Origin of the sequence: Limnothrix sp. FACHB-406 (genome assembly GCF_014698235.1) — a bacterium.
GTDB lineage: Bacteria > Cyanobacteriota > Cyanobacteriia > CACIAM-69d > CACIAM-69d > CACIAM-69d.
Genome location: NZ_JACJSP010000010.1, coordinates 49,332 through 73,125 on the forward strand (window position 1 = coordinate 49,332; position 23,794 = coordinate 73,125).

Annotated in this window: 22 protein-coding genes and 2 pseudogenes; 12 read left to right on the plus strand and 12 right to left on the minus strand. The window is 53.0% G+C overall.

What is annotated here, in order from left to right; translation table 11 throughout:
- The gene (locus H6G53_RS11250) at positions 1-1,080 is read left to right on the plus strand and encodes a sensor histidine kinase (protein ID WP_190532957.1); all 1,080 of its coding nucleotides are present in this window, start codon (positions 1-3) and stop codon (positions 1,078-1,080) included.
- Positions 1,081-1,255: 175 nt separating this feature from the next.
- Here H6G53_RS11250 and H6G53_RS11255 read toward each other — a convergent pair whose 3' ends face one another.
- Both H6G53_RS11255 and H6G53_RS11260 read right to left on the minus strand, forming a co-directional pair.
- Entirely contained in the window at positions 1,256-2,236 is a 981-nt protein-coding gene (locus H6G53_RS11255) for an arsenic resistance protein (protein ID WP_190532960.1), read from the minus strand.
- A gap of 272 nt (positions 2,237-2,508) precedes the next feature.
- The gene (locus tag H6G53_RS11260; protein ID WP_370567815.1) at positions 2,509-2,949 is read right to left on the minus strand and encodes a DUF302 domain-containing protein; all 441 of its coding nucleotides are present in this window, start codon (positions 2,947-2,949) and stop codon (positions 2,509-2,511) included.
- Positions 2,950-3,109: 160 nt separating this feature from the next.
- On the opposite strand from H6G53_RS11260, the gene H6G53_RS11265 reads away from it, so the two are divergent.
- From H6G53_RS11265 to H6G53_RS11300, 8 genes and pseudogenes are all read left to right on the plus strand, one after another.
- Positions 3,110-4,432, plus strand: coding sequence for an NAD(P)/FAD-dependent oxidoreductase (locus tag H6G53_RS11265; protein WP_190532963.1), 1,323 nt, complete (start codon positions 3,110-3,112; stop codon positions 4,430-4,432).
- A 25-nt stretch (positions 4,433-4,457) separates the two neighbouring features.
- Positions 4,458-4,787: a helix-turn-helix transcriptional regulator gene (locus H6G53_RS11270; RefSeq protein WP_190532966.1), complete on the plus strand. Its 330-nt coding sequence runs from the start codon at positions 4,458-4,460 to the stop codon at positions 4,785-4,787.
- Complete coding sequence (locus H6G53_RS11275) at positions 4,772-5,371, plus strand: DUF3365 domain-containing protein (protein WP_190532968.1); 600 nt, start codon at positions 4,772-4,774, stop codon at positions 5,369-5,371. The genes H6G53_RS11270 and H6G53_RS11275 overlap by 16 nt, the downstream gene beginning before the upstream one ends.
- 135 nt (positions 5,372-5,506) lie before the next feature.
- Positions 5,507-5,749, plus strand: a complete 243-nt coding sequence (locus tag H6G53_RS11280; protein WP_190532971.1) for a hypothetical protein — start codon at positions 5,507-5,509, stop codon at positions 5,747-5,749.
- A 57-nt stretch (positions 5,750-5,806) separates the two neighbouring features.
- A pseudogene (locus tag H6G53_RS11285) lies at positions 5,807-5,971 on the plus strand (element excision factor XisI family protein); the annotation flags it as partial.
- 78 nt (positions 5,972-6,049) lie between these two features.
- Positions 6,050-6,406: a nucleotidyltransferase family protein gene (locus tag H6G53_RS11290; protein WP_190532978.1), complete on the plus strand. Its 357-nt coding sequence runs from the start codon at positions 6,050-6,052 to the stop codon at positions 6,404-6,406.
- A 42-nt stretch (positions 6,407-6,448) separates the two neighbouring features.
- Positions 6,449-6,862 (plus strand): element excision factor XisH family protein, encoded by a 414-nt coding sequence (locus tag H6G53_RS11295; protein ID WP_190533114.1) that lies wholly within the window; start codon positions 6,449-6,451, stop codon positions 6,860-6,862.
- Positions 6,850-7,185, plus strand: a complete 336-nt coding sequence (locus tag H6G53_RS11300) for a XisI protein (RefSeq protein WP_190532980.1) — start codon at positions 6,850-6,852, stop codon at positions 7,183-7,185. The genes H6G53_RS11295 and H6G53_RS11300 overlap by 13 nt, the downstream gene beginning before the upstream one ends.
- A gap of 233 nt (positions 7,186-7,418) precedes the next feature.
- Here H6G53_RS11300 and H6G53_RS11305 read toward each other — a convergent pair whose 3' ends face one another.
- The 4 genes from H6G53_RS11305 to H6G53_RS11320 form a co-directional block, all read right to left on the minus strand.
- Positions 7,419-7,664: a hypothetical protein gene (locus H6G53_RS11305; protein WP_190532983.1), complete on the minus strand. Its 246-nt coding sequence runs from the start codon at positions 7,662-7,664 to the stop codon at positions 7,419-7,421.
- A 20-nt stretch (positions 7,665-7,684) separates the two neighbouring features.
- Positions 7,685-8,401, minus strand: a complete 717-nt coding sequence (locus H6G53_RS11310; RefSeq protein WP_190532986.1) for a hypothetical protein — start codon at positions 8,399-8,401, stop codon at positions 7,685-7,687.
- A gap of 198 nt (positions 8,402-8,599) precedes the next feature.
- Entirely contained in the window at positions 8,600-12,208 is a 3,609-nt protein-coding gene (gene metH / locus H6G53_RS11315) for a methionine synthase (RefSeq protein WP_190532989.1), read from the minus strand.
- A gap of 295 nt (positions 12,209-12,503) precedes the next feature.
- The gene (locus H6G53_RS11320; RefSeq protein WP_199309217.1) at positions 12,504-15,449 is read right to left on the minus strand and encodes an S-layer homology domain-containing protein; all 2,946 of its coding nucleotides are present in this window, start codon (positions 15,447-15,449) and stop codon (positions 12,504-12,506) included.
- Positions 15,450-15,875: 426 nt separating this feature from the next.
- On the opposite strand from H6G53_RS11320, the gene H6G53_RS11325 reads away from it, so the two are divergent.
- Positions 15,876-16,454: a hypothetical protein gene (locus H6G53_RS11325; RefSeq protein ID WP_099531474.1), complete on the plus strand. Its 579-nt coding sequence runs from the start codon at positions 15,876-15,878 to the stop codon at positions 16,452-16,454.
- A gap of 15 nt (positions 16,455-16,469) precedes the next feature.
- The gene (locus H6G53_RS11330) at positions 16,470-17,975 is read left to right on the plus strand and encodes a DUF3685 domain-containing protein (protein ID WP_190532995.1); all 1,506 of its coding nucleotides are present in this window, start codon (positions 16,470-16,472) and stop codon (positions 17,973-17,975) included.
- A 109-nt stretch (positions 17,976-18,084) separates the two neighbouring features.
- On the opposite strand, the gene H6G53_RS11335 is transcribed toward H6G53_RS11330, so the two are convergent.
- From H6G53_RS11335 to H6G53_RS18730, 3 genes are all read right to left on the minus strand, one after another.
- Complete coding sequence (locus tag H6G53_RS11335; RefSeq protein WP_190353521.1) at positions 18,085-18,549, minus strand: YggT family protein; 465 nt, start codon at positions 18,547-18,549, stop codon at positions 18,085-18,087.
- 128 nt (positions 18,550-18,677) lie between these two features.
- A complete protein-coding gene (locus H6G53_RS11340; RefSeq protein ID WP_190532998.1) occupies positions 18,678-19,430 on the minus strand; it encodes a pirin family protein in 753 nt (250 codons plus the stop codon).
- A 307-nt stretch (positions 19,431-19,737) separates the two neighbouring features.
- Positions 19,738-19,833, minus strand: a complete 96-nt coding sequence (locus tag H6G53_RS18730; RefSeq protein ID WP_370567816.1) for a CDGSH iron-sulfur domain-containing protein — start codon at positions 19,831-19,833, stop codon at positions 19,738-19,740.
- 580 nt (positions 19,834-20,413) lie between these two features.
- Between H6G53_RS18730 and H6G53_RS11350 the strand changes: the two are divergent.
- Positions 20,414-20,743 (plus strand): annotated as a pseudogene (locus H6G53_RS11350) (winged helix-turn-helix transcriptional regulator); the annotation flags it as partial.
- Between the two features lie 389 nt (positions 20,744-21,132).
- Here H6G53_RS11350 and H6G53_RS11355 read toward each other — a convergent pair.
- The 3 genes from H6G53_RS11355 to H6G53_RS11365 form a co-directional block, all read right to left on the minus strand.
- On the minus strand, positions 21,133-21,588 hold the full coding sequence (locus H6G53_RS11355; protein WP_099531468.1) for a Fur family transcriptional regulator: 456 nt from the start codon (positions 21,586-21,588) through the stop codon (positions 21,133-21,135).
- 445 nt (positions 21,589-22,033) lie between these two features.
- Positions 22,034-22,702: a hypothetical protein gene (locus H6G53_RS11360; RefSeq protein WP_190533004.1), complete on the minus strand. Its 669-nt coding sequence runs from the start codon at positions 22,700-22,702 to the stop codon at positions 22,034-22,036.
- A gap of 234 nt (positions 22,703-22,936) precedes the next feature.
- Complete coding sequence (locus tag H6G53_RS11365; protein ID WP_190533007.1) at positions 22,937-23,794, minus strand: sulfurtransferase; 858 nt, start codon at positions 23,792-23,794, stop codon at positions 22,937-22,939.

Consider the following 23,794-nt stretch of genomic DNA (forward strand, 5'->3'; position numbering starts at 1 on the left):
ATGGAAGCCAATGCTGATCAGCAAAAGCTACGAGAGCTAGAGAAGAAAGTACGAGTTCTCACGAAAAAATTAGAGCGTTCAGAGGCCGATCGACGACAACTAGAAGATGCGAGTGAAGAGAGAGAACGTATCCTTAAAGTTGTTATTCGAGATTTTGAACTATCCCAAGCTAATCTAGAACACCGTACTCGCGAACTAGAAGTGGCGCTGAGGGATCTCAAGCAGTTACAAGTCAAACTAATTGAGTCTGAGAAAATGTCAGCCTTGGGTGTGCTAGTGGCTGGCGTTGCCCATGAAATCAACAACCCCATTAATTTCATTCATGGTAATTTAACTTACATCAAAACTTATACTCAAAATCTATTAAAGCTTGTTACGACCTATCAAAAATATGTTTCTAGCCCCATTCAAGAATTACAAGACTTGAGTGAAGAAATTGATCTTGACTTCTTGCAAGATGACATGATTAACATTCTCAGATCAATGCAAACTGGGAGTGAGCGAATTCAAAAAATTGTGCTCTCGTTACGCAACTTTTCGCGGTTAGATGAATCCAAATTCAAAGCAGTTGATATCCATGCAGGAATGGATAATACTTTGATGATTTTGCAGCATCGACTTCAAGCAACTGCAACTCGTCCGGAAATTCAAGTTAGAAAGCAATATGGCAACTTACCTCCAGTGGAGTGCTATGCCGGATCGCTCAATCAAGTGTTTATGAATTTGCTGAATAATGCTATTGATGCGATTGAAGAATCTAATCAAGCCTGCACTGATCAAGAGCTACAGCATAAGTCTCATGCAATTTGGTTACGCACAGAAGTTAATGGTCAAGATCAAATTAAAATTACGATCGCTGATAATGGCCAAGGAATTCCTGAAGAGGTGCAATCACGTATTTTTGACCCTTTCTTTACAACGAAACCCGTAGGTAAAGGTACAGGTTTAGGACTTTCCATTAGCTATCAAATTATTACTGAGAAACACAAAGGCAAATTTTACTGTCACTCAACAAAGGGTGTGGGCACGGAGTTTATGATTGAAATTCCTGTGCGGCAACAGTCCCCAACCTCTCGATAATGCAATAGCGCTGTGGCGATCGATCGCACTCCAATACAGCAAGCGATCGCCCTTCAACCGCCGAAGATTGCACCCATGAAAATAGGCACAATCTCCAATTAACTGGTAACTAACCTCGCGAAACACTTGGCGATCGATTTATACTGCCCTCGATCGCCTCAAAACAGCCCAGTCGCTACAGACCTTCCGCTACGGGTTTGCCAAACCAGCGATCGCTTAGTTTCACATACCAAGCCGCCGCTTGCACCTGAATGATGTAGCTCATAGAAATAATCAGAGCAATTTCAGCGCCGGCCTTAGCCCCAAATACTGTCATGGCGATGGCCAGAGCGATCGACAAATTGCGCATCACCGTGCCATAGACTAGGGCGATCGCATCTTCGCGCGAAAACCAAACTTTACCCACCACCGTGCTCAACACAAAGTTGATCAGATAAATCAGCACCAACGGCCCGAAATAGCCCAAAAATACCAGTGGTGAAGCCACAATTGCCTTGGCCTTCAGGGCCATTGCCACAAACACAATTCCCAGCACGCCTAAGGTTGAAAAGACCGGAAACTTTTTCTTCAGGTTCCCCTCATACTTTTGTTTTCCCACCGTTGAAATCAGCACTTTTTTCGTGACCAAACCTAAAATCATGGGCAAAAACACCACGATCGCAATTTGCTTAAAGGTTTCCATCAAAGGAATTTCAATAGCTCGTCCCAGCAAGGCTTGAGCATAGAGCGGAGTGGCTAGAGAACCTAAAATCAAGCCGATCACGGTCATTTGAATTGCGGCTGTTAGGTTTCCCTTTGCAAAGCCTGTCCAAGAAATGGTCATGCCGCTGGTGGGAAGTAATCCCGTTAACAGCAACCCTAGCCAAATCAGTGGTTGATCGCGGAAGAAGAGCCAGCCGATGCCATAGGCTAAAAAGGGCACAACTCCAAAGTTAATGAATTGGGCGACCCCTTGCAGCTTCCAGTTTCCCCCGGCCACTAACTTGCCAAATTGCAAGTTAATCATCATCGGGTAAACCATTAAGAAAGTTAAGGGAACAATCAGATCCTTGAGACCGCTGGGGTCTGTTGCTAAGCCAAATAGAATTCCGACAATCATGCTGATTGGAACTGACCAAATCAGTTGATTTTGCAACAGCGATAGTAATGTCCACATATGCATTTTTCTCCGATTCTTTTTTCTCCAAACTCTGAATCTTGGCGTGATCAATCTCCCAGCGGTTGAGTAATGAATTATCAACCCTGAGAGTCATTAATCCTGAGAATCATCAATCCTGAAAATGGTCAAACTTTAGGACTGAATGCTTGGGGCAAATTTTTGAGACAGCCTGAAGCCTGGTTTGGCGGGCCACGCCCTGCCCGATCGCCCAATTGCGATGCAGTCTCATTCAGGTTCAGGCTTGCCCCAAGGGTTTCTGAGGGAGGCGATTAAAGCTGCTCCATCACCTTGTCCATCAGGGTTTTCGCTTCCAGAGCAATCCCCTTTGCGCCGGGGTTTTCGAGGGCCGCAAACATGACTGTGGGGTCGATCGCGGACACTTCCACGGTTCCGCCCTCTTGTTCTTGCACCACCACGTTGCAGGGATAAAAAACGCCAGCTTTGTCTTCCGTTTGCAAGATGCTGTAAGCAATGCGTGGATGGCAGGCTCCCAAGATGGTGTAGCGCCGGAATTCCACATCGAGTTTTTGTTTAAAGGCCGCTTTGGCATCAATTTCCGTCAGCACTCCAAAGCCTTGCTGTTTCAGGGCTTCTTTGGTGTGGGCAATGGCTTCATCAAAGGACAAATTCAAGACTTTGCTGAGGTGATACATCCGAAAAAAAACTCCGCAATGGGGGATGAGGCGGCGAGGGGCAGCTCGGTTAGCCACGGGAACCGACCGGCAACCAGGAACCAATCAACAGGAGGTCAATGTAAGGAGCGATCGAACTGGTCGGTTGAACCTTGAGGGTGCGATTGGGCCTTGCCGCTTTCTGTATAATAAACTATATAACTAAATAAGCAAGTATGAAACAAGGGAGCACCCGGCAATGGCACAGGTAATCGTGATCGGCGCAGGATTAGGCGGTTTGCCCACGGCCTATGAACTGCGACATTGGCTCAAGGGCGGGCATCAAATTACCTTGGTGTCTGACCGTCCCCAGTTCACCTTCATTCCGGGCCTGATTCAGGTAGCCCTGGGCAAAATTCCCCTGGAGCATGTGCAGCTTGATGTGGCTTCCCTCTGCAAGCACCATGGGTTGGGGTGGGTGGATAGTGCGGTGGTGCGGGTGGATCCCGATCGACAAACGGTGCAACTCGCCAATGATCAGGTGCTCTCCTACGACTACTTAGTGATTGCCAGTGGCCCTTCATTGGCTTTTGATGAAATCCCCGGTTTGGGGCCCCATGGGGGCTATACCCAGTCTGTTTGCAATCCCGCTCATGCGCTGATTGCCCGGGAGGCCTGGGAAGCTTTTCTGGAAAATCCGACGGATTTGGTGGTGGGAGCCGCGCCCAAAACCGGTTGCCTGGGGCCGGGTTATGAGTTTGCATTGCTGGCCGATGAGGAGTTGCGCAAACGCGGCCTGCGAGATCGGGTAACGATCACCTACATCACGCCGGAACCCTATGCGGGCTATTTGGGCCTGCCGGATCTGTACATGGCTCGCGAGCTAACGGAAGGCGTTTTGGAAGAACAGGGGGTGCAGGTGGTGACCGATGCGGCGATCGCCCGAGTGCTGCCCGATCGGGTGGAACTCAGTGATGGTCGCCAATTTCCCTTTGGTTACGCGATGATTTTGCCCGCCTTCCGAGGTGCGGAATACGTGCAGGCTTCTGGGCTAGGGAACGATCGGGGCTTTATCTCGATCCTGCCCACCCAGCGCCACCAAGACCACGAGCGGATTTATGCCCTGGGGGTGAGTGTGCATCTAGAGCAGCCCTATCACACACCTGTCCCGATCGGGCTGCCCAAAAGTGGTCAAATGACCGAAGCCATGGGCGCTGCGGTGGCTTACAACATCGCCGTGGACTTGGGAGCCTTGCCCAGTCCGCACCAAATTCCCACCCTTGAAGCCCTTTGCTTTGCGGAGTTTGGCCAAACCGGCATTGCTTATATTGCTGCTCCCATCTTGCCCGATCCTGCCAATGGTCAACGACGCTATTCCTACGCCACCCGAGGCGCTTGGGTGAATTGGGCAAAAGCCGCCTTTGAACGCTACTTCCTACTCAAAATGCAATGGGGAATTGGGCTACCCTGGTTTGAACTGTGGGGGCTGAAGCTTTTATTTGGTCTTTCGCTCCTGCGGCCCGTAACCCAATCTGTTCGGCCAAACCTTGGCCCCAATCTTCATGCCCCGCACCACACCTAATTCTGTGTTGAACTTGTCGGCTGAAATGGCTGCTGCTGCTGCCAATCCTGATTTAGATCGGCTAGCTGACCTATTCAAATTGCTGGGCGATCGCAGTCGATTAGGAATTCTTTGGCGCATTTGCCAAGGTGAGTGCAACGTAACTGAAATTAGCGAGTCAACCAACCTGAGCCAAGCCAATGTTTCTAAGCATTTGCAAATGCTGCGAATGGCTCGAGTGGTTGCTTGTCGGAAGGAAGGAAATTCCCGAATTTATTTCCTTTCGGATCCGAAGTATTTAGGACTTTGTGCCCAATCGTTGATTGATCTTGCAACGTTTTCCCCACCGGAGATATCCACATGCGACGAATCCTAATGTTGGGCATCGCTTTCATTTGGGCGATCGGTCTGAATGGCGCGATCGCCCCGACGGCCCAAGCCAATACCAGCCCCGATCAGTTGGCCAAAGCCGTGGAAGCCATTGAAAATCTCGATGCCCTGCGATCGGGACTCGCTTCCACCTTGGAAGGCAAAACTGACCCCCCCACCGCCGAAACCATGAAAGCCGTGTGCAAGCCGGTGGGGATGGAAGCCAAACGGATCGCCCAGACGGAAGGTTGGCAACTGCGCCAAGTTTCCCAGAAGTATCGAAATCCAGAACACCGGCCCCAAAACGCCACAGAATTGGCGGCCTTAGAACAGTTTTCAGCTAATTCCGAACTACAAGGCTTGTGGCAGCGTGGCCAAGTGAATGGTCAGCCCGGAACCCATTATTTTCGCCGCATTAATGTATCTCCCGGTTGCCTAGCTTGTCATGGGCAAAAATCGCGTCGGCCCCAATTCGTAGCCAACAACTATCCCGAAGATTTGGCTTACGACTTCAAGCCCGGTGATTTACGGGGAATGTACGCCACTTTTATTCCCGATCTAACGGCTGCCTTGAATGAATCCGGGTCGTAATGCTCTGTTTGCTCTGGCTGATGTGTCAAGTGTTGAAGGGCTAATTGGATTCTAGATTGAAGTTTAGTCCTCAAGCCTTTTCAAAGTATCCCCAAGTGTTCCAAAACACCCCAAAATCATTAAGAGAGAAGGATAATGCAAATTCAAACGCTGGTGACTCATGACATGACTTTGATGAGCGATCGCACCAGTGTGACGATCGTGGGAAAACGGATCTGTCATTTAACGAATGAGGTTCATTTGAGCTTTTCGTTGAAGCAGCCTCAAGCCTTGGATGATTGCTTGGGGCAAACGGAATCGCTGTGTTTGGTGATGTCTGATGAGGACGCGCGGCTATTGGGGCGATCGCTGTTGGATTTGGTAACAACGGAGGATTAAATTAGGCCGTAGGGCGATCGACCATTGAGACCTATTGCTCGATCGGCTCGATCGTCCACAATTCACATTGATCTACAACAAGGTAAAGTCTGGATTCAATATGATGGCACAGAAGTTGGGATTGCCAATGAGCTAGTTGAGCGTGGAATTCCCAAAGAGGAAATTGTGCTGGCTTATCACTCACCCCTCATGCGCCAATATGATGGCTTTGCAGTGAGTTGACTAGCAATAAGATTTTCACGCATGACATTAATCTAACCCTGTAAACCATTGAATTAGAGACAACAGAGACGACGATTAATGACTACACGGCAACTCAATCCTAAACTGCAATCTCGATTAGGCATTACTCTAGAACAGCTTGCTGAGTTTTGCCAACGATGGAAAGTGGTTGAACTCGCTCTCTTTGGCTCAGTTCTCAGGGATGATTTCCGCCCCGACAGCGACATCGATATTATGGTTGAGTTTCACCCAACAGCCTGCCCCACATTCAGCACCTTAGACCGTATGGAAGCAGAGCTGAAAATTATGTTCGATCGGGAGATTGATTTAATCACCCGCCAAGGAATTGCCAGCAGTCGCAACTATCTACGCCGCCACGAAATTCTTTCTTCTGCTCAGGTGATTTATGCAACGGGGTCTGTAATTTCTGCTTAACATGCTGCAATCCGTCGAGGGGTATGGTGTCGGAGGTGATCACTGATGGCAAAAGATCTGTTTCACCATATTGTCAAGTCAGCCCTGATGGCTGAGGGCTGGGAGATTACCCATGATCCTTTTCCTGTGGACTATGGTGATGTGCAAATGCAAATTGATCTGGGGGCAGAACGCTTACTTGCGGCTCAACGCGATTCCGAGAAAATTGCCGTCGAGGTCAAAAGCTTCACTCACCCCTCAGCTATTTCCGAGTTCCACACGGCTGTCGGTCAATATTTCAATTATCGCCATGCGTTGCGTGCTCAGGAAGCGAATAGAAAGTTATATCTAGCTGTGCCTAGTCAAATATATGATCAATTTTTTAGACTTAAATTTGTTGAAGAAATTGTGAAAGAGCAGCAGATTTTGATTGTGGTTTACAACATCAAAACTGGAGGTATCCAATGGATAAACTAGAACGCTACCGGCGAATCGTTCAGGAAGTTCTGACTGAGCATAGTCAGATTCAGCCTGCCTATGGCGAAATTCAGATGAAGTTGATGTTTGATTTGGAGCGCGATCGCTATCAATTGCTGCGTACAGGCTGGCTTGAGGAACGCCGAGTCTATGGCACATTGATTCACATTGATCTAGAGCAAGAAAAAGCCTGGATTCAATATGACGGCACAGAAGTTGGGGTTGCCAACGAGCTAGTCGAGCGTGGGATTCCCAAAGAAGAAATTGTGCTGGCTTATCACTCGCCCCTCATGCGCCAATATGATGGCTTCGCGGTGAGTTGACGATCAGTAGAACGCTTATACGCATCGTGAAGCAAGCCTTGTAAATTATCGCCTTCGATTATCTTGAAATTCAGTGAGAGCAGCAGTAGGGTGGGCATTGCCCACCTATACCTACAGCCCATCGCTAATGCAATCTGATCGCACTGTGGGAAGAAGCGATCATTGTTTTGTAGATGAGCGCTTTTTGGCTGGATGGCGGTGGGCAATGCCCACCCTACTCGCTGCTTTCCTGGTCAACTTGCAGACTTAGCAATCCTACGGAAAAATACATGAATTGCAGCATCTACTAATGGCAAATCATGTTCTTGCCAATCCCTCACTAGTCGCAATTGTCCGTCAATCAACTGATTTCGATAACTGGGGGTAAGACCGATACTGTGACTGAGGGCAGTTGCAATTTTCCCAATTTCCCGAAGTTGGGCACGATTAGGCTTCTCATAGCCTAGTTGAAGAACTCGATCAGAAATATGAACACTCATTGTCATTACCTCCTTTGGAATTAGTCAAATGATGTGGTCAAAAGCTTATCTATAAAAAATTCTAAAAATTCTTTCAAAAGATTGGTATCAGTGATGGTTGTCTGTAGTGCATAAGGAAAAAGTTTATCCGCGCCCAAAATTAAATAGGTGTCTGGGCTGCTGATTTTCAATGGGTCGAACTCCTCTTGTGGAATAATTTCACTACCTTGAATGGAACGGCCTTCGTAACCATCATGCTCTAAATCTCTCATATCAATAGTCCTGGACTCACGATTAGCGGCTCCTTGCCAGCCATCCACATCTTCAAATTTTGACCAATAGTAAGGATTCCGGTTTGCCATGAAATCATCTTCCTTGCTTGGGATAATCCAGATTTTGGCAACGTATTGAGATACATCCGTCCCGGCTTCAGAACAATATGTCCTATAACGAAATCGAACAATGTATTGCTCAAGAAACTTTTCTTCTAAAGAGATACAGATACCATCTTTTCGACGAGAAATAATGAGTTGGGATCTTTTAGAAACTCCACCTGAGACTTTCTTGCGATATCCAACATACTGAGAAGCCTTCCTTTCAACAAAGAAATTGGAAAAATTGCGATCCTCTAGTAATTTTTGAGCAGTTGAAAACAAATCTTCTCCACCAGAAATCACATTGAGAGTACTAGCGATTAATCGCGGAACTCCATCCTCAACTTCAAAGCGTTGAATCAAATCGTAGATAACTTTGCTCATTTCCAAGAATCTGATCTAGGATTTATGGAATCAATCTAGCAAACAACTGAGAAGCTGTCAAGATTCCAGGCCAAGATTTTTGGAAAAAAACAAAAGCCGCAAAACCTTCGTCTGACAAGGATTTCACGGCTTTTGGAATTTTGCTGAACAGTAAACTGCTGCTTCTTAACTAGCTGCGGGCATCATGCTAGCTACAGCCTACGCTGTGAAGTACTTCGCGATCGGGTGGTAAGAAACGATCGCCGTGGTGGACTGCTCCGGGTAAAGCTGCTCGCTCTCGTCCATATACATGTTGATTCGATCGGTTTGCAGCAACTGCAACTGAATCAATTGATCCTGAATATTCGGACAAGCCGGATAGCCAAAGCTGTAGCGAGATCCCTGATAACGCTGCGCCAAAATGTCCCGCAAACTATCCGGTTCCTGCGCGCCAAATCCCAGCTCCCGCCGAATGCGAGCGTGCGTCCATTCCGCCAGGGCTTCCGCCGTTTGCACCGCCATCCCGTGGAAGTACAAATAATCGGAATATTGATTCGCCCCGAATAGTTTTTGAGCGTATTCCGTGGCAATTTCGCCCACCGTCACCGCTTGCATCGGGAACACATCAAAGATGCCCAACTCCTTCGGCGCAAAGAAATCGGCAATGCAAAGGCGACGCATGGAACCTTGGCGCGGAAACTCAAATTGGGCGATCGGCTCCAGGTTGATTTGCCCCGCGCTGACTGCTTCCGGGTCGTAGATATAGAGCGTATTCCCCGCCGCATTGCAGGGGAAATAGCCATAGATCACTTGCGGTTGCAGCAGGTTTTCCGCCAGCACCTTGGCTTTCCATTCCGCCAAAATCGGTCGCACTTTGGCATCAATAAACGCATCGTAATCCTCGCGGGATTGCTCCTTCGGTTTACGGAACTGCCATTGACCGACGAACAAGGCTTGCAAGTCGAGATAGTTGAAAACTTCCTCGATCGCAATGTCCGTGGGGTTCAGCAATTGGCTGCCCCAGAACGGCGGCTGGGGGCGATCGATATGCGGGTCAACCGCTTCCGATCGCCGCGTGTCAATCACCTTGGGTTTCTCGGCTTTGGCGGGTTTCTCAGCCGCATCGTCACCATCCGCCTTGGCTTGGCCATAGCGACCCAGCGCCGCCGGATCATCGGCAAATTCCCCTAAAAAGCCTTGGGAATCATCCCATTTCTCAGCCGCTTTTGCGGGCATCAACTTATCCATGAAGCTGAGATCCGAGAAGGCATCTTTGCCATAGATCACCCGACCGCGATAGGTCTTTTGGCAATCTTCATAGACAAATTTCGGCGTGAGGGCCGCGCCGCCCAAAATCACGGGCACGGTAATCCCGCGATCGTTGAAGGTCTCCAGGTTTTCCTTCATGAACGCCGTGGATTTCACCAACAAACCGCTCATGGCAATGCAATCGGGCTTGTGTTGCTCGTAGGCATCAATGATATTTTCCACGGGCTGTTTAATGCCCAAATTAATCACCCGATAGCCATTGTTGGTGAGGATGATATCCACCAGGTTTTTGCCAATGTCATGCACATCGCCCTTGACCGTGGCAATCACGAAAGTGCCCTTAGCATTGTTGCTGGTTTCGGATTTCTCCATGTGCGGTTCCAAAAAGGCCACCGCCGCTTTCATGGTTTCCGCCGATTGCAACACAAAGGGCAATTGCATTTGACCCGAAGCAAACAATTCACCCACCACTTTCATCCCATCCAACAGATAGGTATTGATGATTTCTAGGGGTGGATATTGGGTCATGGCCTGTTGCAAGATGGCTTCAAGACCCAACCGTTCGCCATCGATGATGTGGCGTTTGAGTTTCTCTTCGAGGGAGAGGTTTTCATCCACGCCTGCTGCCTTTTTGGTGGTGGCTCCTTCAAAGAGTTGGGTGAGCTGGGTCAGGGGATCATAAACACAAACATCCCCCTCAAACCGGCGACGATCGAAGATCAAATCGCGGCAGACTTCCTGGTGTTCCGGCTCAATTTTGGCCAGGGGCAAAATCTTGGCCGCACTGACGATCGAGGAGTCCATTCCCACCTGCATACATTCATGCAGGAACATCGAGTTCAGCACCTGCCGCGCCGCCGGATTCAGACCAAAGGAGATGTTGGAAACACCCAGCAAAATGTGGCAGCCGGGCAGATTTTCCCGAATCAAGCGAATTGATTCGATCGTGGCGGCTCCGTTTTTGCGGTCTTCTTCAATGCCGGTGGAAATCGGCAGAGCCAGGGTGTCGAAGAAGATTTCATGGGCGGGAATTCCAAACTCCACCGCTTGTCGATAGGCCCGCTGGGCGATCGCAAATTTCTTTTCGGCGGTGCGGGCCATCCCATCTTCATCGATCGTCCCGATCACCACCCCAGCGCCATAGGTTTTGGCCAGCTCCAGCACTTTCAAAAAGCGCTCTTCGCCGTCTTCATAGTTGGTGGAATTCAGCAAACATTTGCCGCCGGCCACCTTCAAACCGGCTTCCATTTTTTGCCATTCCGTGGAGTCCAACATCAGCGGCAAAGTGACATTATTCACCAGCCGCGAAACCAGCTCCCGCATATCCCGTTCGCCATCGCGACCCACATAGTCCACGTTCACATCCAGCACGTGGGCCCCTTCGCGGACTTGGGCTTTGGCCAGGGAAACCAGCCCATCCCAATCTTCCGCATTCAGCAGTTCGCGGCATTTTTTGGAACCGCTGGCATTGAGCCGCTCACCCACAATTAGGAAGGAATTATCTTGCTGATAAAGCTGGGTTCCGTAGATCGATGCAGCGGCGGGTTCGTAATGCAATGGGTTGCGATCGAACCGGCCCGGTTCCAAGTTTTCAGGAACCCGAATCTCGCGGGCTTTCGGTTGCAAGGATTCGGAAATACCGACCAATTCCTTGATGTGATCGGGGCGCGTACCGCAGCAGCCGCCCACCACTTGCACGCCCCAATCTTCCACGAATTTGTGCAGGGCCATCCGCAATTCCATGGGGGTCAGGCGGTAGTGGGCATGGCCGCCGACGTTTTCTGGCAAGCCCGCGTTGGGAATGCAGGAGACCACAAAGGGCGATCGCTCACACAGGTAGCGAATATGCTCCGCCATTCGATCGGGGCCAGTGGCACAATTCAACCCCAAAATATCGATCGGGTAGGGTTCCAAAATCGCCACAACGGCGTTGATATCCGTCCCGACCAACATCGTGCCGGTGGTTTCCATGGTCACCGAAACCATCAACGGAATCCGCGATCCTTGCTCGGCAAAAACCTCTTCGATCGCATTCAGTGCTGACTTAATTTGCAACACATCTTGGCAGGTTTCAACAATCAACAAATCAGCCCCACCATCGATGAGCGCTCGGGCCTGTTCCGCGTAGGCCGCTTTCATCGTGTCGTAGTCAATGTGGCCCAGGGTCGGTAGTTTCGTTCCCGGCCCCATGGAACCGGCCACAAAACGCGGTTTTTCAGGGGTGGAAAATTCGCGGGTGAGTTCCTTGGCCAGCTCCACGGCCTTGCGGTTTAACGCATAGGCTTGGTCGGCTAAATCGTATTCCGCCAGGACGATCGAAGTTCCACCAAAGGTGTCGGTTTCGATCACATCTGCGCCCGCCTTCAGATATTCCCGATGCACATAGGCCACGGCTTCCGGCTTGCTTTGCACCAAATACTCATTACACCCCTCATACTGCGGGCCGCCAAAGTCTTCGGCCGTCAGGTTCTGCGCCTGGAGGAGCGTCCCCATGCCGCCGTCAAAAACGATGACCGGACGCGAAGGGTGATGCAACCGTTCCAAAAAGGGATGAGTCATGGTCAGGGATGGAGCAGCAATTGGAATGCGAATGGGTTGGGGCGTGGCACTGTATTGTTGACCAGCGCGGTTGATTAGCCCATGGGGCCAATGTCCCTATTGTGCCGGATTTGGCCGAGAGGTCTAGGCCCGGCGTGATTTCCGCAACCAGGGAGCACCGATCGCCCGGAAGGTCTAAACAGCCCAAACCGCCACCGGGTGAGCCTCATCAATCAGCAGAGACCAGATGCTCAAGCCCTGGCCCCCAGGACTACGAGGGCTTGGCCAGTCACCCAGGTGACTCCTCAGACCACTTCTAAGACAGTCGCCCTTCAGCGATCAGGGCCTGGTGAATGAAGCTGGCCAGGTCGGCGCGGGTGGTGGGTTGGTTGGGATTCAGGCGATCGGGACTGGGTTGCCCTTGCAGGATTTGGCGCTTGAGGGCGGCGGCAATTTTGCCCTGCACGGCGCTGGGAATTTCGGCGCGATCGTCCAGCACTGCCAAGCCTTCGGGGGACTCATCGGGCCAAGCCAGCCCTCCGGCCAGGGCTGCGGCCAACTGCCAACGGGGCACACCCAACTCGGGGCCAAATCGATCGGCATCCATCCCCGAGAGGAACTGACCCCGGTAGGCGCGATCGATCGCCGCCGCCGCCCAATAGCCCGATGGCACATCTTGAAAGACCTTGCCCGATCGCCGATCGCCGGGATCGAAGGCTTTGACCAACACCGCCGCCAATTGGGCCCGGTTAATCGGCTCATCGGGATGGAACGAGCCGTCCTCGTAACCGCTGAGAATGGCCTGTGCCGCCAGGGTATTGATGAAGGGGGCGGCCCAATGGTCGGTGATGTCGCTGAAGGCGCTGCTGGCCGGATCACTGTTGGCGTTGTTGCTGCCCAAATCGACAATGTAGGGCGATCGCAGGGCGCTGGCCAGGCCCTTGGTGACCAGGGCTTGGTAAAGGAAGGCGGATACTTCCCCCCGGGTGATGGCCCGCTCGGCTTCCAGGCGGGTGAGGTCGGGATAGTTCACCACCATGCGCCGCACTGTGGCCGTGGCGATCGCGTCGCGGGCAAAGTTGGGAATCCGAATCGCATCGCTGTAATAGCTCAAAACACTCAAGGTTCCCCCCGTCAAACCCAGGCCATTCACCAGGGCGACCAACGCTTGGGCCCGGGTGAGGTTGGCGTTGGGCTTAAAGCTGCCGTCGGGAAACCCTGCCAGCAATCCGCGTCGATAGCATTGGTCGATCGCCCCGGCAGCCCAAAAACTGGCCGGCACATCCCAAAATTTCGCCCCCGATCGCAGGTTAGGCAAACTGGGAAAAGCCTTCACCAACAGGGCCGCAAACTGCCCCCGCGTCAGGTTGGTGTTGGGGCGAAAGGTGCCATCCTCCTTGTAGCCGCTCATGATTTGCCGTTGGATCAACTGGCGAATAAACGCTTCGGCCCAATGGCCCGTCACGTCATCCCCCAGCGGGCCAGGACTGGGGGTTGGGCCGGGACTCGGAACCGGACTGCCGCCGCCCGCCCGTCGCCGGGCCTCCAACACCGCCTTGTAAGCGTTCACCTTGCCGTAGCCAAACCACCGGGAAAACCCGCGACTGTCATAGGAACCGTAGCGAAATCCAAACTGTGGATCGGCGTTGGTGTCCACAATTTTGTCCGCCGTTGATTCCAGAATTTGTTTCACCTCCCGCGCCGTCAGGTTGGGATTCGCGGACAACACCAGGGCCGCCACACCCGCCACCACCGGGCAAGCGCTGGATGTGCCCCCAAAGTCGGCGGTGAAGTCCGTGCTGCTGTAGCCCGCTGACCCCAGGCGATCGGTCGTGAACACTCCGGCTCCGGCCAGGTTGCTGGTCACCTGGGGCGGAGTCAGAATTGCGCCGGTTTCCGGCAACCAAATTCCCGGTGATGCATTGTTGCTGGGGGCGCAAACGGAAATGTTATCGCCCCAATTGCTGTAGGCGGCTTTGCGGTTCAAGCTGGTGGAAGCGGCAACGGCAATCACGTCCGGATGGGCCGCAAACCCGGACAGCCATTCTGTGGATCCCGACAACACCTTGTTGGGCCAACCCTGCTCATTCACCGTGCCATTCACGGGCCGGTTCGCGTTGCCGGCCGCAAACACAATCACACAGCCTTTGCCATTGCGGCCCTGGGTGGCGGCTCGGTTGAGGGCTGCTCGCTGCCGGGTGGACAGGGGAAAGTAAATGCTGCCTGGGCCCCAGCTACAGGAAACCACGGCGGCCCCCCGGGACACGCACCAATCAAACAGTTCTTCCACCGCTTGGTCATCTAAATAGCCGGTGGTGCGAATGGGCATCAAGGCACAACGGGGAGCCACGCCCACAATGCCGCTGCCGTTTTCTTCGGCCACGGCAACCCCAGCGCAGGCGGTTCCGTGGCTGTCGTCCCGCGTGCCAGGCAGGGGGTTAAAGTCGTTGTCTTTAAAGTCTTTGGGGCTGACAATTTTGCCGGTTCCCTGAAAGTCCGGGTGGCTGAGGTCGATGCCATCGTCGGCGATCGCGATGATGATGGATCGATCGCCCCGGGTAATGTCCCAGGCTTTTTCCGCATCGATGTGGGAACCGGCGGTGATGCTGCTGCCCCCGTTGTTTTGCAAATACCACTGGGAACTGTAAAACCCATCCCGTGGCCGGTAGAAGGGTTGGCTTTCGAGGATGGCGTTGGGTTCGGCGCTCAGAACGGCCGGATTTTCCAGCAGGGTGTTGGCAATTTTCAGGGGGTTGAGGGGCGTTCGATCGCTCAGGCGATAGATGAACGCATTGGGAATGCCGTCCAGGGGTTTCACCAACACCAGCCCCAGGCCTTGGGCGATCGCATCCACCGCCTGGGCCACCAGGGTGGGATGGAACACGATCGTCACCTCATCCCCCAAATAAACCCTTGTGGCCCCCTGGCCTTGGTACTGGTAAACATGGCTCACGTAGTCAAAGGCTCCCGATCGGCGAGCCTCGTCCATCACCGAATCCAACCGGGCCGGAGCCACCAGCAACTCCACCAGGGCCACGCCTCGCCCCAGAGGTCGCACCTGGGTTACGTCCGGCAGACGGGTGGGATCGATCGACTGGGCGGCTTTGGGGCGCACCACGAAGCGATCGGGCACTTTTTCTAGGAGGACTTCATCTCCGCCCCGTTGCAACACCAGGCCCAGAAACTGGGGTGGCACACCAACAGCCCCCACAGAGTCCAAATCGGACGGCACGGGATGAGAAGAAGGTTGCAAATCCGCCACGGGGAATATCTCCTGAAACAGGCTGGAAACAGGCTGGGAAGCAGATTGCCCTGAAGACGACAGGGGGATCATCGACGGCGACGGAAATCAGCCAGCCAGAATGGTCAATGCCGCCACCAATCTAGGCTGATCGGGCGCGGAGGGGCCCAAGGGCGATCGAACCTTGTCGTAGAATAGAGCCGATTTGACCAAAGTAATGGATACAAGCCTCGCCCTTGGAGAGTGGCTTGATCCCAGTCGCGGGCGGGCAGTCCGAGACTCAAAACGGACGCAGAGGCCAGCGTGAATCCAGTTCGCTGGTGGCGGCCCATGAAGCGTCAACCCATGGTCTAGTCGAGCAACCTCGGTTGCTTGGTTAGCACCAGAACCCCCACGCCTTTGGGGTGGGGAGGATGTCAAGCGGCTCCTAATCAATCCACCCAGCCCATGCTAGCCCTTCGATTCCCCCGGTTGCTGCGTGTTGTTTTTCCCCTGTTGGCAGTTGCCGCGCTGGCCCCCAGCGTGCGGGCCCAAGAAACGAATTTGCCCGATGCCACGCCAGCTAACCCTGAACCGGCGGTGGTTCAAGCAACGGGACTGTTGAGCATGGCCGGCGGTCAACGCTTGATGGACGAAGCTGCCCGCGCGATCGAGTCCCAAAACTACGGTTTGGCTCAACAGCGCTTGCAGCAAGCTCGACAGGTGTTTAACCAGTTGTCGAACTTCCATCAGCAATTGTCTGGTGCATTTTCCGCGATCGACAACCGCATTTCCCAAGAACAGCGCAAGAACGCCCTTGAAGCGGCCCAAATGCGCGATTTATCGACCTATCAGCTTGCCTTGGTTCACCGGGCCCAAAATCAACCGGAATTAGCCATTCCTCTGTTGGTGCAGATTGTTTCGAGCCAAAGCCCCACGCGAGATTTGGGAACCAAGGCCTATCAACAACTGGCGGAGCTGGGCTTCATCAGTCCGGGGGCCCTGCGTCCAGCGCCCGCACCGGCTCCCGCTGCCACACCTCGCTAGTTGGGGTAGGGACAATTGAGCCGACCGCCAGCCCTCAGCAATCGGCAGCGCTGGTTCCAATCCCAGTGGCTGGAGGTTGATCGGGCCCTACGAGACGGGGCCACGTTGGCCCAACGACGCGATCGCCCTTGGTGGGATCAGTGGGTCTTGGCGGGCCGGCAGCGCGAGTTGCGGGCGGCCCGATCGGTTTTGGGCTGGTTGGCGGGTGGCATTCCCGACCCATCGATCAATATCGATCCGACCAATCCGACCAATATGGATCCAACCAATGTGGATCCAACGAATCGGGGCGGGAGCGGCTGGGATCCGGAGGACGATACGGCATCGTCAGCATCGGTGCTCAATTCGCCTTTGGGTCGATCGGCAACGCGCCCGATTAACCGCTCACCAACGCAACCGGCCAATTCAGCCGCTAATCAGGCTGCGGGTGGGGCCAATCCATCGGCCAATGCGCCACCCAATCGCCCGATCGGCTCCGGAGCGATCGACTCCAGCCGTAATCCACCCCCGCCCCCTGAGGATCCGGCAGGTGGTTCCACACCAACCGCCCTAGACCTGACCCTCTGGCGATCAACTCTCTTTGACGATGCGGTGGCCCGGCTGACGGTCGATCGACTGGTGAATTTGACCGGTTCCCCCCTGGAAATTGAAATTTTGCATCCCGATCGCCGTCGGGAACTGTTGGCCCTGGTGTTGCGGCGGGTGGAACGGGGACTGGAGGAAGTGCGCCGCGATCGACTGCGGGGCGATCGGCTGCTGGCCCAACAGGAAGCCTTGTTGCAAACCTGGTGGGTTCAGCTTCTGGATGACTTTTTAGGCGACTGGCTCACGGAGCGCTCAACCCTGCGATCGGGCAGTGGGGCCTTGCGGCTCCAACGAGATCGATTGCTTCAGGATTGGCCGATCGTGGCCACAGATATTCTGAATCGCGCCGTGGAATTGGGCCCCCTGCTAGAACATCTGCTGTGGGGTCTGCCCCTAACGGTGGATGGGGTGACGGTGGAGGCGGGAACCGGGGCCGCCCTCGATCGGGCCAGCGCCCTGCTGCATAACCTGGTGCTTTGTTTGGCCTGCGCCGTGGTGCAACCGGTTTTGAATCGCTATGGCGATCGGGAAGGCCTGAAGCTGGCTCTGTTCGATCGGCGCTGGTTGCCCACCCGGGAAGTGGAACGGTTTCGGAATGACCTGGCTTGGAAATATCGAGTGCAACGCTGGGTCAGCGAACCCAAAGCCATCTACGAAAGTCGCTATTGGCTGCTGACGGCCAGCGATCGGGGCATTGTGGCCCTGCCGGTTTATGCGCCTCGCAATCAGGAGTGGCGGGCCTTATCCGGTGTGCCCTTGGGGGTCACATTGCTGATTGAAGCCCGCGACGCGATCGCCCCTCGGGTGCGGGCCACGGTCACCCTGGCCGGTCGTGGGGCCCTGATGGTGCTCCAGGCGATCGGCCGAGGCCTCGGCTTCATTGGCCGCGGCATCATTCAAGGATTGGGCGATGCGCTCGATCGCCGTAAGACTTGATGGATCGCAAGTCAAGACTTTTCTTTGGGGCTGCCGGATGGGCATTGCTCCCCTGCGACCCAACGCCCTCGATCGCTCGCCTTCGAGGATCATCACTGGCCCCGATCGGCTAATCCGACACAATCTTCAGCAGCCGCACAAACAGCACCCCCAACAGGGCATAGGTCAGCATCGCCACGATCGCATTCAGATCTAACGCATTGAACTGGCCAAACCGAAACACCGGGAATAACGTCGAAAAGGGGCCAATGTAGGGACTGGCCAAAAACTCAATGCCCTGAGCAAAGGGACTGCGGGGATTCGCTCCCGTCAATTGCAACAGGAATCGCATCCCAATCAAAATTTCCAGCGCCACAATCAGGTAATAGGTTCCCTGTTGCACCCGCCGCAACACCTCATTGCGCCGTGCGATCGCCATTTGCCGGGCCTCTTCCCGCAAGCGGCGCTCCTCCGCCCGCAACTGCATTTCATAGAGCTTGCGGGCGTAGTCTTCGGGGGGCAGTTGGTCACCCGGCAGGCTATCAGCGCCCGGTTGAGAGGGGCGATCGTGAAACGGATTGCCGTTGGTGCTCATGGATTCGGGATCAGGCCCTAAAAACAGCGATCGAATCCATGCAATCGTTTTGCGGCTCCGTCGTCAAGCGATCGCCCCTCCGAATCCATGATCCACGCAGCGGCCATTGGCTCGGCCTTAAGCCAGCCTTAGGCCAGGTCAAACAGCAACAGCTCCGCATTCTCGGAAGCCGTAATTTCCACCTGCTCCAGGGCCGTGATGGCCGCCGCGTCGCCCGCCTCCAGCATCACCCCATTCAGGGCGATCGCCCCACGAGCCACCTGCAACCATCCGCCACGCTCAGGGCTGGCAAATTGATGCACCACCCGATCGCCCGCCGCCAACGAGCTGGCAAAAATCAGCGCATCCTGATGAATCGTCACCGAGCCATCGCGACCATCGGGCGAAGCCACTACCCGTAACCGCCCCTGCTTGTCTTCCGGCGCAAAGAACACCTGCTCATAGCCCGGTTGCAAGTTGTTGCGATCGGGCAAAATCCAAATTTGCAACAGGTGCAGCGGCTCCGAATCCGACGCATTAAATTCGCTATGCAAAATGCCCGTTCCGGCGCTCATCCGTTGCACATCGCCCGGCCGAATCAGGGAGCCGTTGCCAATGCTGTCCCGGTGCTCCAGCAACCCACTCAGCACATAGGTCACAATTTCCATGTCGCGATGGCCATGGGTGCCAAACCCTTGCTTGGGAGCAATCACATCCTCATTGATCACTCGCAACGTCCGAAATCCCATGTGATTGGGGTCGTAGTAACTGCTGAACGAAAAACTGTGATAGCTATCCAACCAACCGTGATTGGCATGGCCCCGATCGCCCGATCGCCGAATCGTGATGTTGCCCGCAGCGGTCGGGGCGATCGAGGCAGCAGCAGAAGACGAAATAGTCATGGCTCAATTACTCCACTGTTCAACCTAATCAAACCCTGCAAAATCCAGAAACGCAAAACTCAGAAATGCAAAATCCAGCAATCAGCAAATCACATCCACAACCGAAACCACCGGTAACGCCGATTCACCTCAGGATCATGATCTGATCAGCCTCTGACTACAGCCTTTACCTAAAATAATTGGCACGTCATATCGCAAATGCCATGAATCAACGGTTCGGTGGGCACTGCCCACCCTACAGGCAACTGATCAGCCTTTGACCATTTCAATGCACCGAAAAATCAGCCATTTTCACCGAATTCGAGTTCTAACCAGCCACCAGCGGCTGATGGGAACCATCACAGAAAGGTGAATTTTGAGTTTGCTTGCAATTACAAATCGCGACCTTCTTCGTTTCTGTCACCTCAAAGGCGAAGGGCGTGAAGCTCGTTCCTTGGTGGGAACCATCGCAGAATTTCTTAGCAGCCGATCAACCACAAGTACACCAGAAATATTTTCCCGGTGTCAGTTCAATCACTTCAGGCTTTGTATCAGCAATCACAGCCTCATTAGGAGCAGTCATGCTTAAAACTCTCTCTCGGTTCAGTAAACTAGGCGATTGAATTGATCCTAGGGGCTTCTCTTGGCAGCAACAAGTACGCACAAAAAAGTGCGGTAGTTACCAAAAAGAAACCACCCGGTCACTCAATCAACCCAATCAACCGAATTAACTAATTCAATGAAGAGACCTAAGAATAGGAAAAGCTTGAGAATATTCTTAAGTCAAAATTCAATTTTAGATTTTCTTGAAAATGCAATTTCTAAGTGCAATTTCTAAGTGCAGTTTTTCAGTGCAGTTTTTCAGCGCAGTTTCTAAAAAACTCAAGCGAGTATTCAAAAGCATGTTCAAGAAACATTTCAACCATCAACTTGAAGAAATTGATCTATATTGCTTTTGATATGGTTTGCCATGGCTTCCTTCGCTGTATGAGGATCGATCGCCCATGATTACCCCGAATCCAGCACCCACCACAGGCTTCACGCGCCTCAGTTGTGCCGTTGAGACAACACTCAACATTATTGATGGGCGATGGAAAGTCCTGATTTTGCGCGAGCTATTTGCAGGAACCATGCGCTTTGCTCAACTGCGGCGAGCGCTTCAGGGCGTGACGCAAAAAATGCTGACCCAGCAGTTGCGGGAGTTGGAAGCCGATGGCATTGTTCACCGGCAAGTTTATCCAGAAGTGCCGCCCAGGGTGGAATATTCCCTCACGCCGCTGGGCGAATCCCTGTGGTCAGTGCTGGAAGCGATGCATACTTGGGGGCTGCACTATCAAACCGCCCAAGGCATCGCTGATCATCCGGTTCATGGGGAACCAGCATTGCCACGTTTGCCGATCGACTATGGTGATCCAGGCTATGGCGCTCAAGACTTAGACAATCAAGACTCTGGCGATCACAATCTGGATGCTCAAGACTCGATCGATTAGTTCACTTGATTAGTTCACTGGGTTCAGATAGTTCTCAGATAGTTCAAGGTGCTGAAACCGTTTTTATAGCCCCGAATCAATCAGGTGAACCAAAATTTAAACCCCTACAACACCCAGATTTCAGAATACCGAAATTTCAGAACACCAGAGCCTAGCACGCCCAATCATAATCAAAGGTTGGCTCAATGGTTTTCCACTCAGCCAACCCCTAATTCAAGATCATTATTCACAGACTAAAGCGGCAAGAGCGATCGCTGACAGGAGGGGCAAATGGCGTGGATGGTTAACTGGCAATCGAGCAGATGGTAGCCCTCTTTTTCCGATTGCTTAATTCCCATTTTCAAAACCGAATCGTTCTTGAATTCGATCGTTTTGTTGCACTTAACGCAAATTAAGTGATGGTGATGATGGGGATAGGGCTGATTCAGTTCGTAGTGCTTGTGGCCTTCTGCTAATTCCAGTTCGCGCAAAATGCCCATGCGCGACATTAATTTCAGAGTTCGATAGATCGTAGAAAGGCTGATGCCTTGGTCTTGCTCTTCAAGCAAGTGATACAGATCTTCGGCGCTGAGGTGGCGACCTTCGGGCAGATCCTTGAAGACATTAAGGATCACTTCGCGTTGGGGAGTCATCCGCCAACCGCGCTCGTTTAACTCGGCTTTTAGGGACTGTGGTGTGTAGGAAAACATAGGGGTTGGCGAGGTTTGACCTGAAGCGTTTCCCTCTGCCAAATGGTAACAGGTATAAATGAGCATTTGCAAGAAGCTCGCATTATTGAGAATAAATCTTAAGTCGAGTTTCAGAGAATGGGTCGCTGGGGTCTTCCCGGGCCGATCGCCCTGACGATCGGGTGAGCCATCAAGTTGTTGAGGGGTGGGGCTTTAGGGCGATCGCGCCGGAATCGGGCCGGGTCAATTGGAGGACGATCGCCCCTTTGCAAAAGTTTATAGATCCCGAGGGATCAGAGCGATTAACTTGCGATTAAGGGCGACAACCACCCTGTTTAAATGCAGATCTTTGCAAATATGGGCGCGATCGGGACGCTAAAGCGACCAAAAAGGAGAAATTGCAGCGATCGCGCTGGTCATGGTTGGTGAATTGGCCGCCGAGGCCTGGGCGATCGCCCGGATTGATTCAGGAGGGGTTCAAGTCCCGGAATTTGGCTCGCTTCAGTTGCTCATACCGAGCTTGGAGCGATCGAAAGTTGTGCTGAATGAGGGGAAACAGCTTGGACGGAAAGGGTTCGTTTAAATCCATTGGGTTCACCCCGCGCATGGATTCGATCGATCGCACAGCTTTGTAAATTGCCACATGTTTCAGATATTTCAGCAATTCTTCAATCAACTCTTGGCTATTTTCCGCCTGTTCAGCTAGGTGAATTTTGGATTCGATGATTGCAACAATTTCATCGTGATTTTTTAAAATAAAGTCTCGCTCAATAATTTCTCCGGCAGAATCCGGCAACGCATGATCTCTTGCGCCCAAAGTGGCGATTCGCTGCCACATGGCGTTATCTTTTTCAAGGCGTAAGTAAATTGGCCAATAGAATTCGGAAATTTGGCGCTCCAAGAATTCCAGTTCCGCTTGATGACGAGCCAGCACAATTTCTTGTTCTAATTCGGCAACGCGCTGTTTCTGCTGATTTTCTAAATCGATTAGGATTTGGCGCTGGCGATATTTTTCATTAATGTCACTTTTGAAAATTTCAAATCGCTTGTTTAACCAATAACCGGCAATTAGCACAATGCCGCCAATGAGCACTTTATCAACAACCAGTTCAATGAGTTTTTCAGAAAGGGCCATGTTGATGATGCTCCGTTGGAAGATTCAAGCTTTTTTAAGAGAAACTTTTGAGAAGCTAGTTGATTAGAAAAATTACCTTGAAAAGTTGATTCAAAGAACAACAACCATAGGAGCAAGGGGCTTAAGTCCCTTGTTTTTGGTGATTGCTAGCCCCTTGTTTTTGGTAATTGCTAGCCCCTTGTCTTCAATGATCGATCAGTCAGCAGCGTGATCATTTAGGCTCCTCAAACATACTCACTCAGCCGGAGCAGTGACTTTGGGTAAATCGGGATAGGAGCACCAGTCACTCCAACTGCCGACGTAGAGACGAGCTTGGGGCAGTCCAGCGCGGGCCAGGGCCCACAGGTTAACGCAGGCCGTCACGCCGGAACCGCAGTAGACGATCGGGGGTGGATTGGGGGGCAAGTCCTGAAAGTGGGATTTCAAGGAGGCGATCGAGTGGGCGCGGCCTTCTGGGTCGCAAACCTGCACCCAAGGATAGTTAATGGCTCCGGGAATGTGGCCAGCTACGGGGTCGATCGGCTCCACTTCGCCGCGATATCGAGCGGGTTCTCGGGAGTCAATGATGGTTCCTTCTGCCAACCGCTGGGCTTGTTTGATGGTGTCGATCGAGGCCAGCAGTTCCAAGCGCGGGCGGGGCACAAACTGACGGACGATCGGGTGGCTGGGTTGGCTGGTGGTGGGCAAACCCGCTCTTCGCCAGGCTGACCAACCGCCATCCAGCAGCACCACTCGATCGTGGCCCAAATAGCGCAACAGCCACCAGAACCGGGCCGCAAACCCAAATTGGGAATCGTCGTAGACCGCAACCCACCGATCGGCATCAATGCCCCAAAAGCCCAGTTGATCCACCAGGCGATCGATCACGGGCAGCGGATGCCGACCGCCATGGGGGCCAACGGGCCCAGACAAATCCCGCTCCAAATCCGCATAGACCGCGCCGGGAATGTGGGCAGTTTGGTATTGCTGTTGTCCCAAGTTGCGATCGCCCAAGGAAAACCGACAGTCCACCACCACCCAATCCGGATCCGACAGCATTGGGGCCAACTGTTCCGGAGAAATCAGTTGCTCCAACAGCAATTTCGCGGCCAT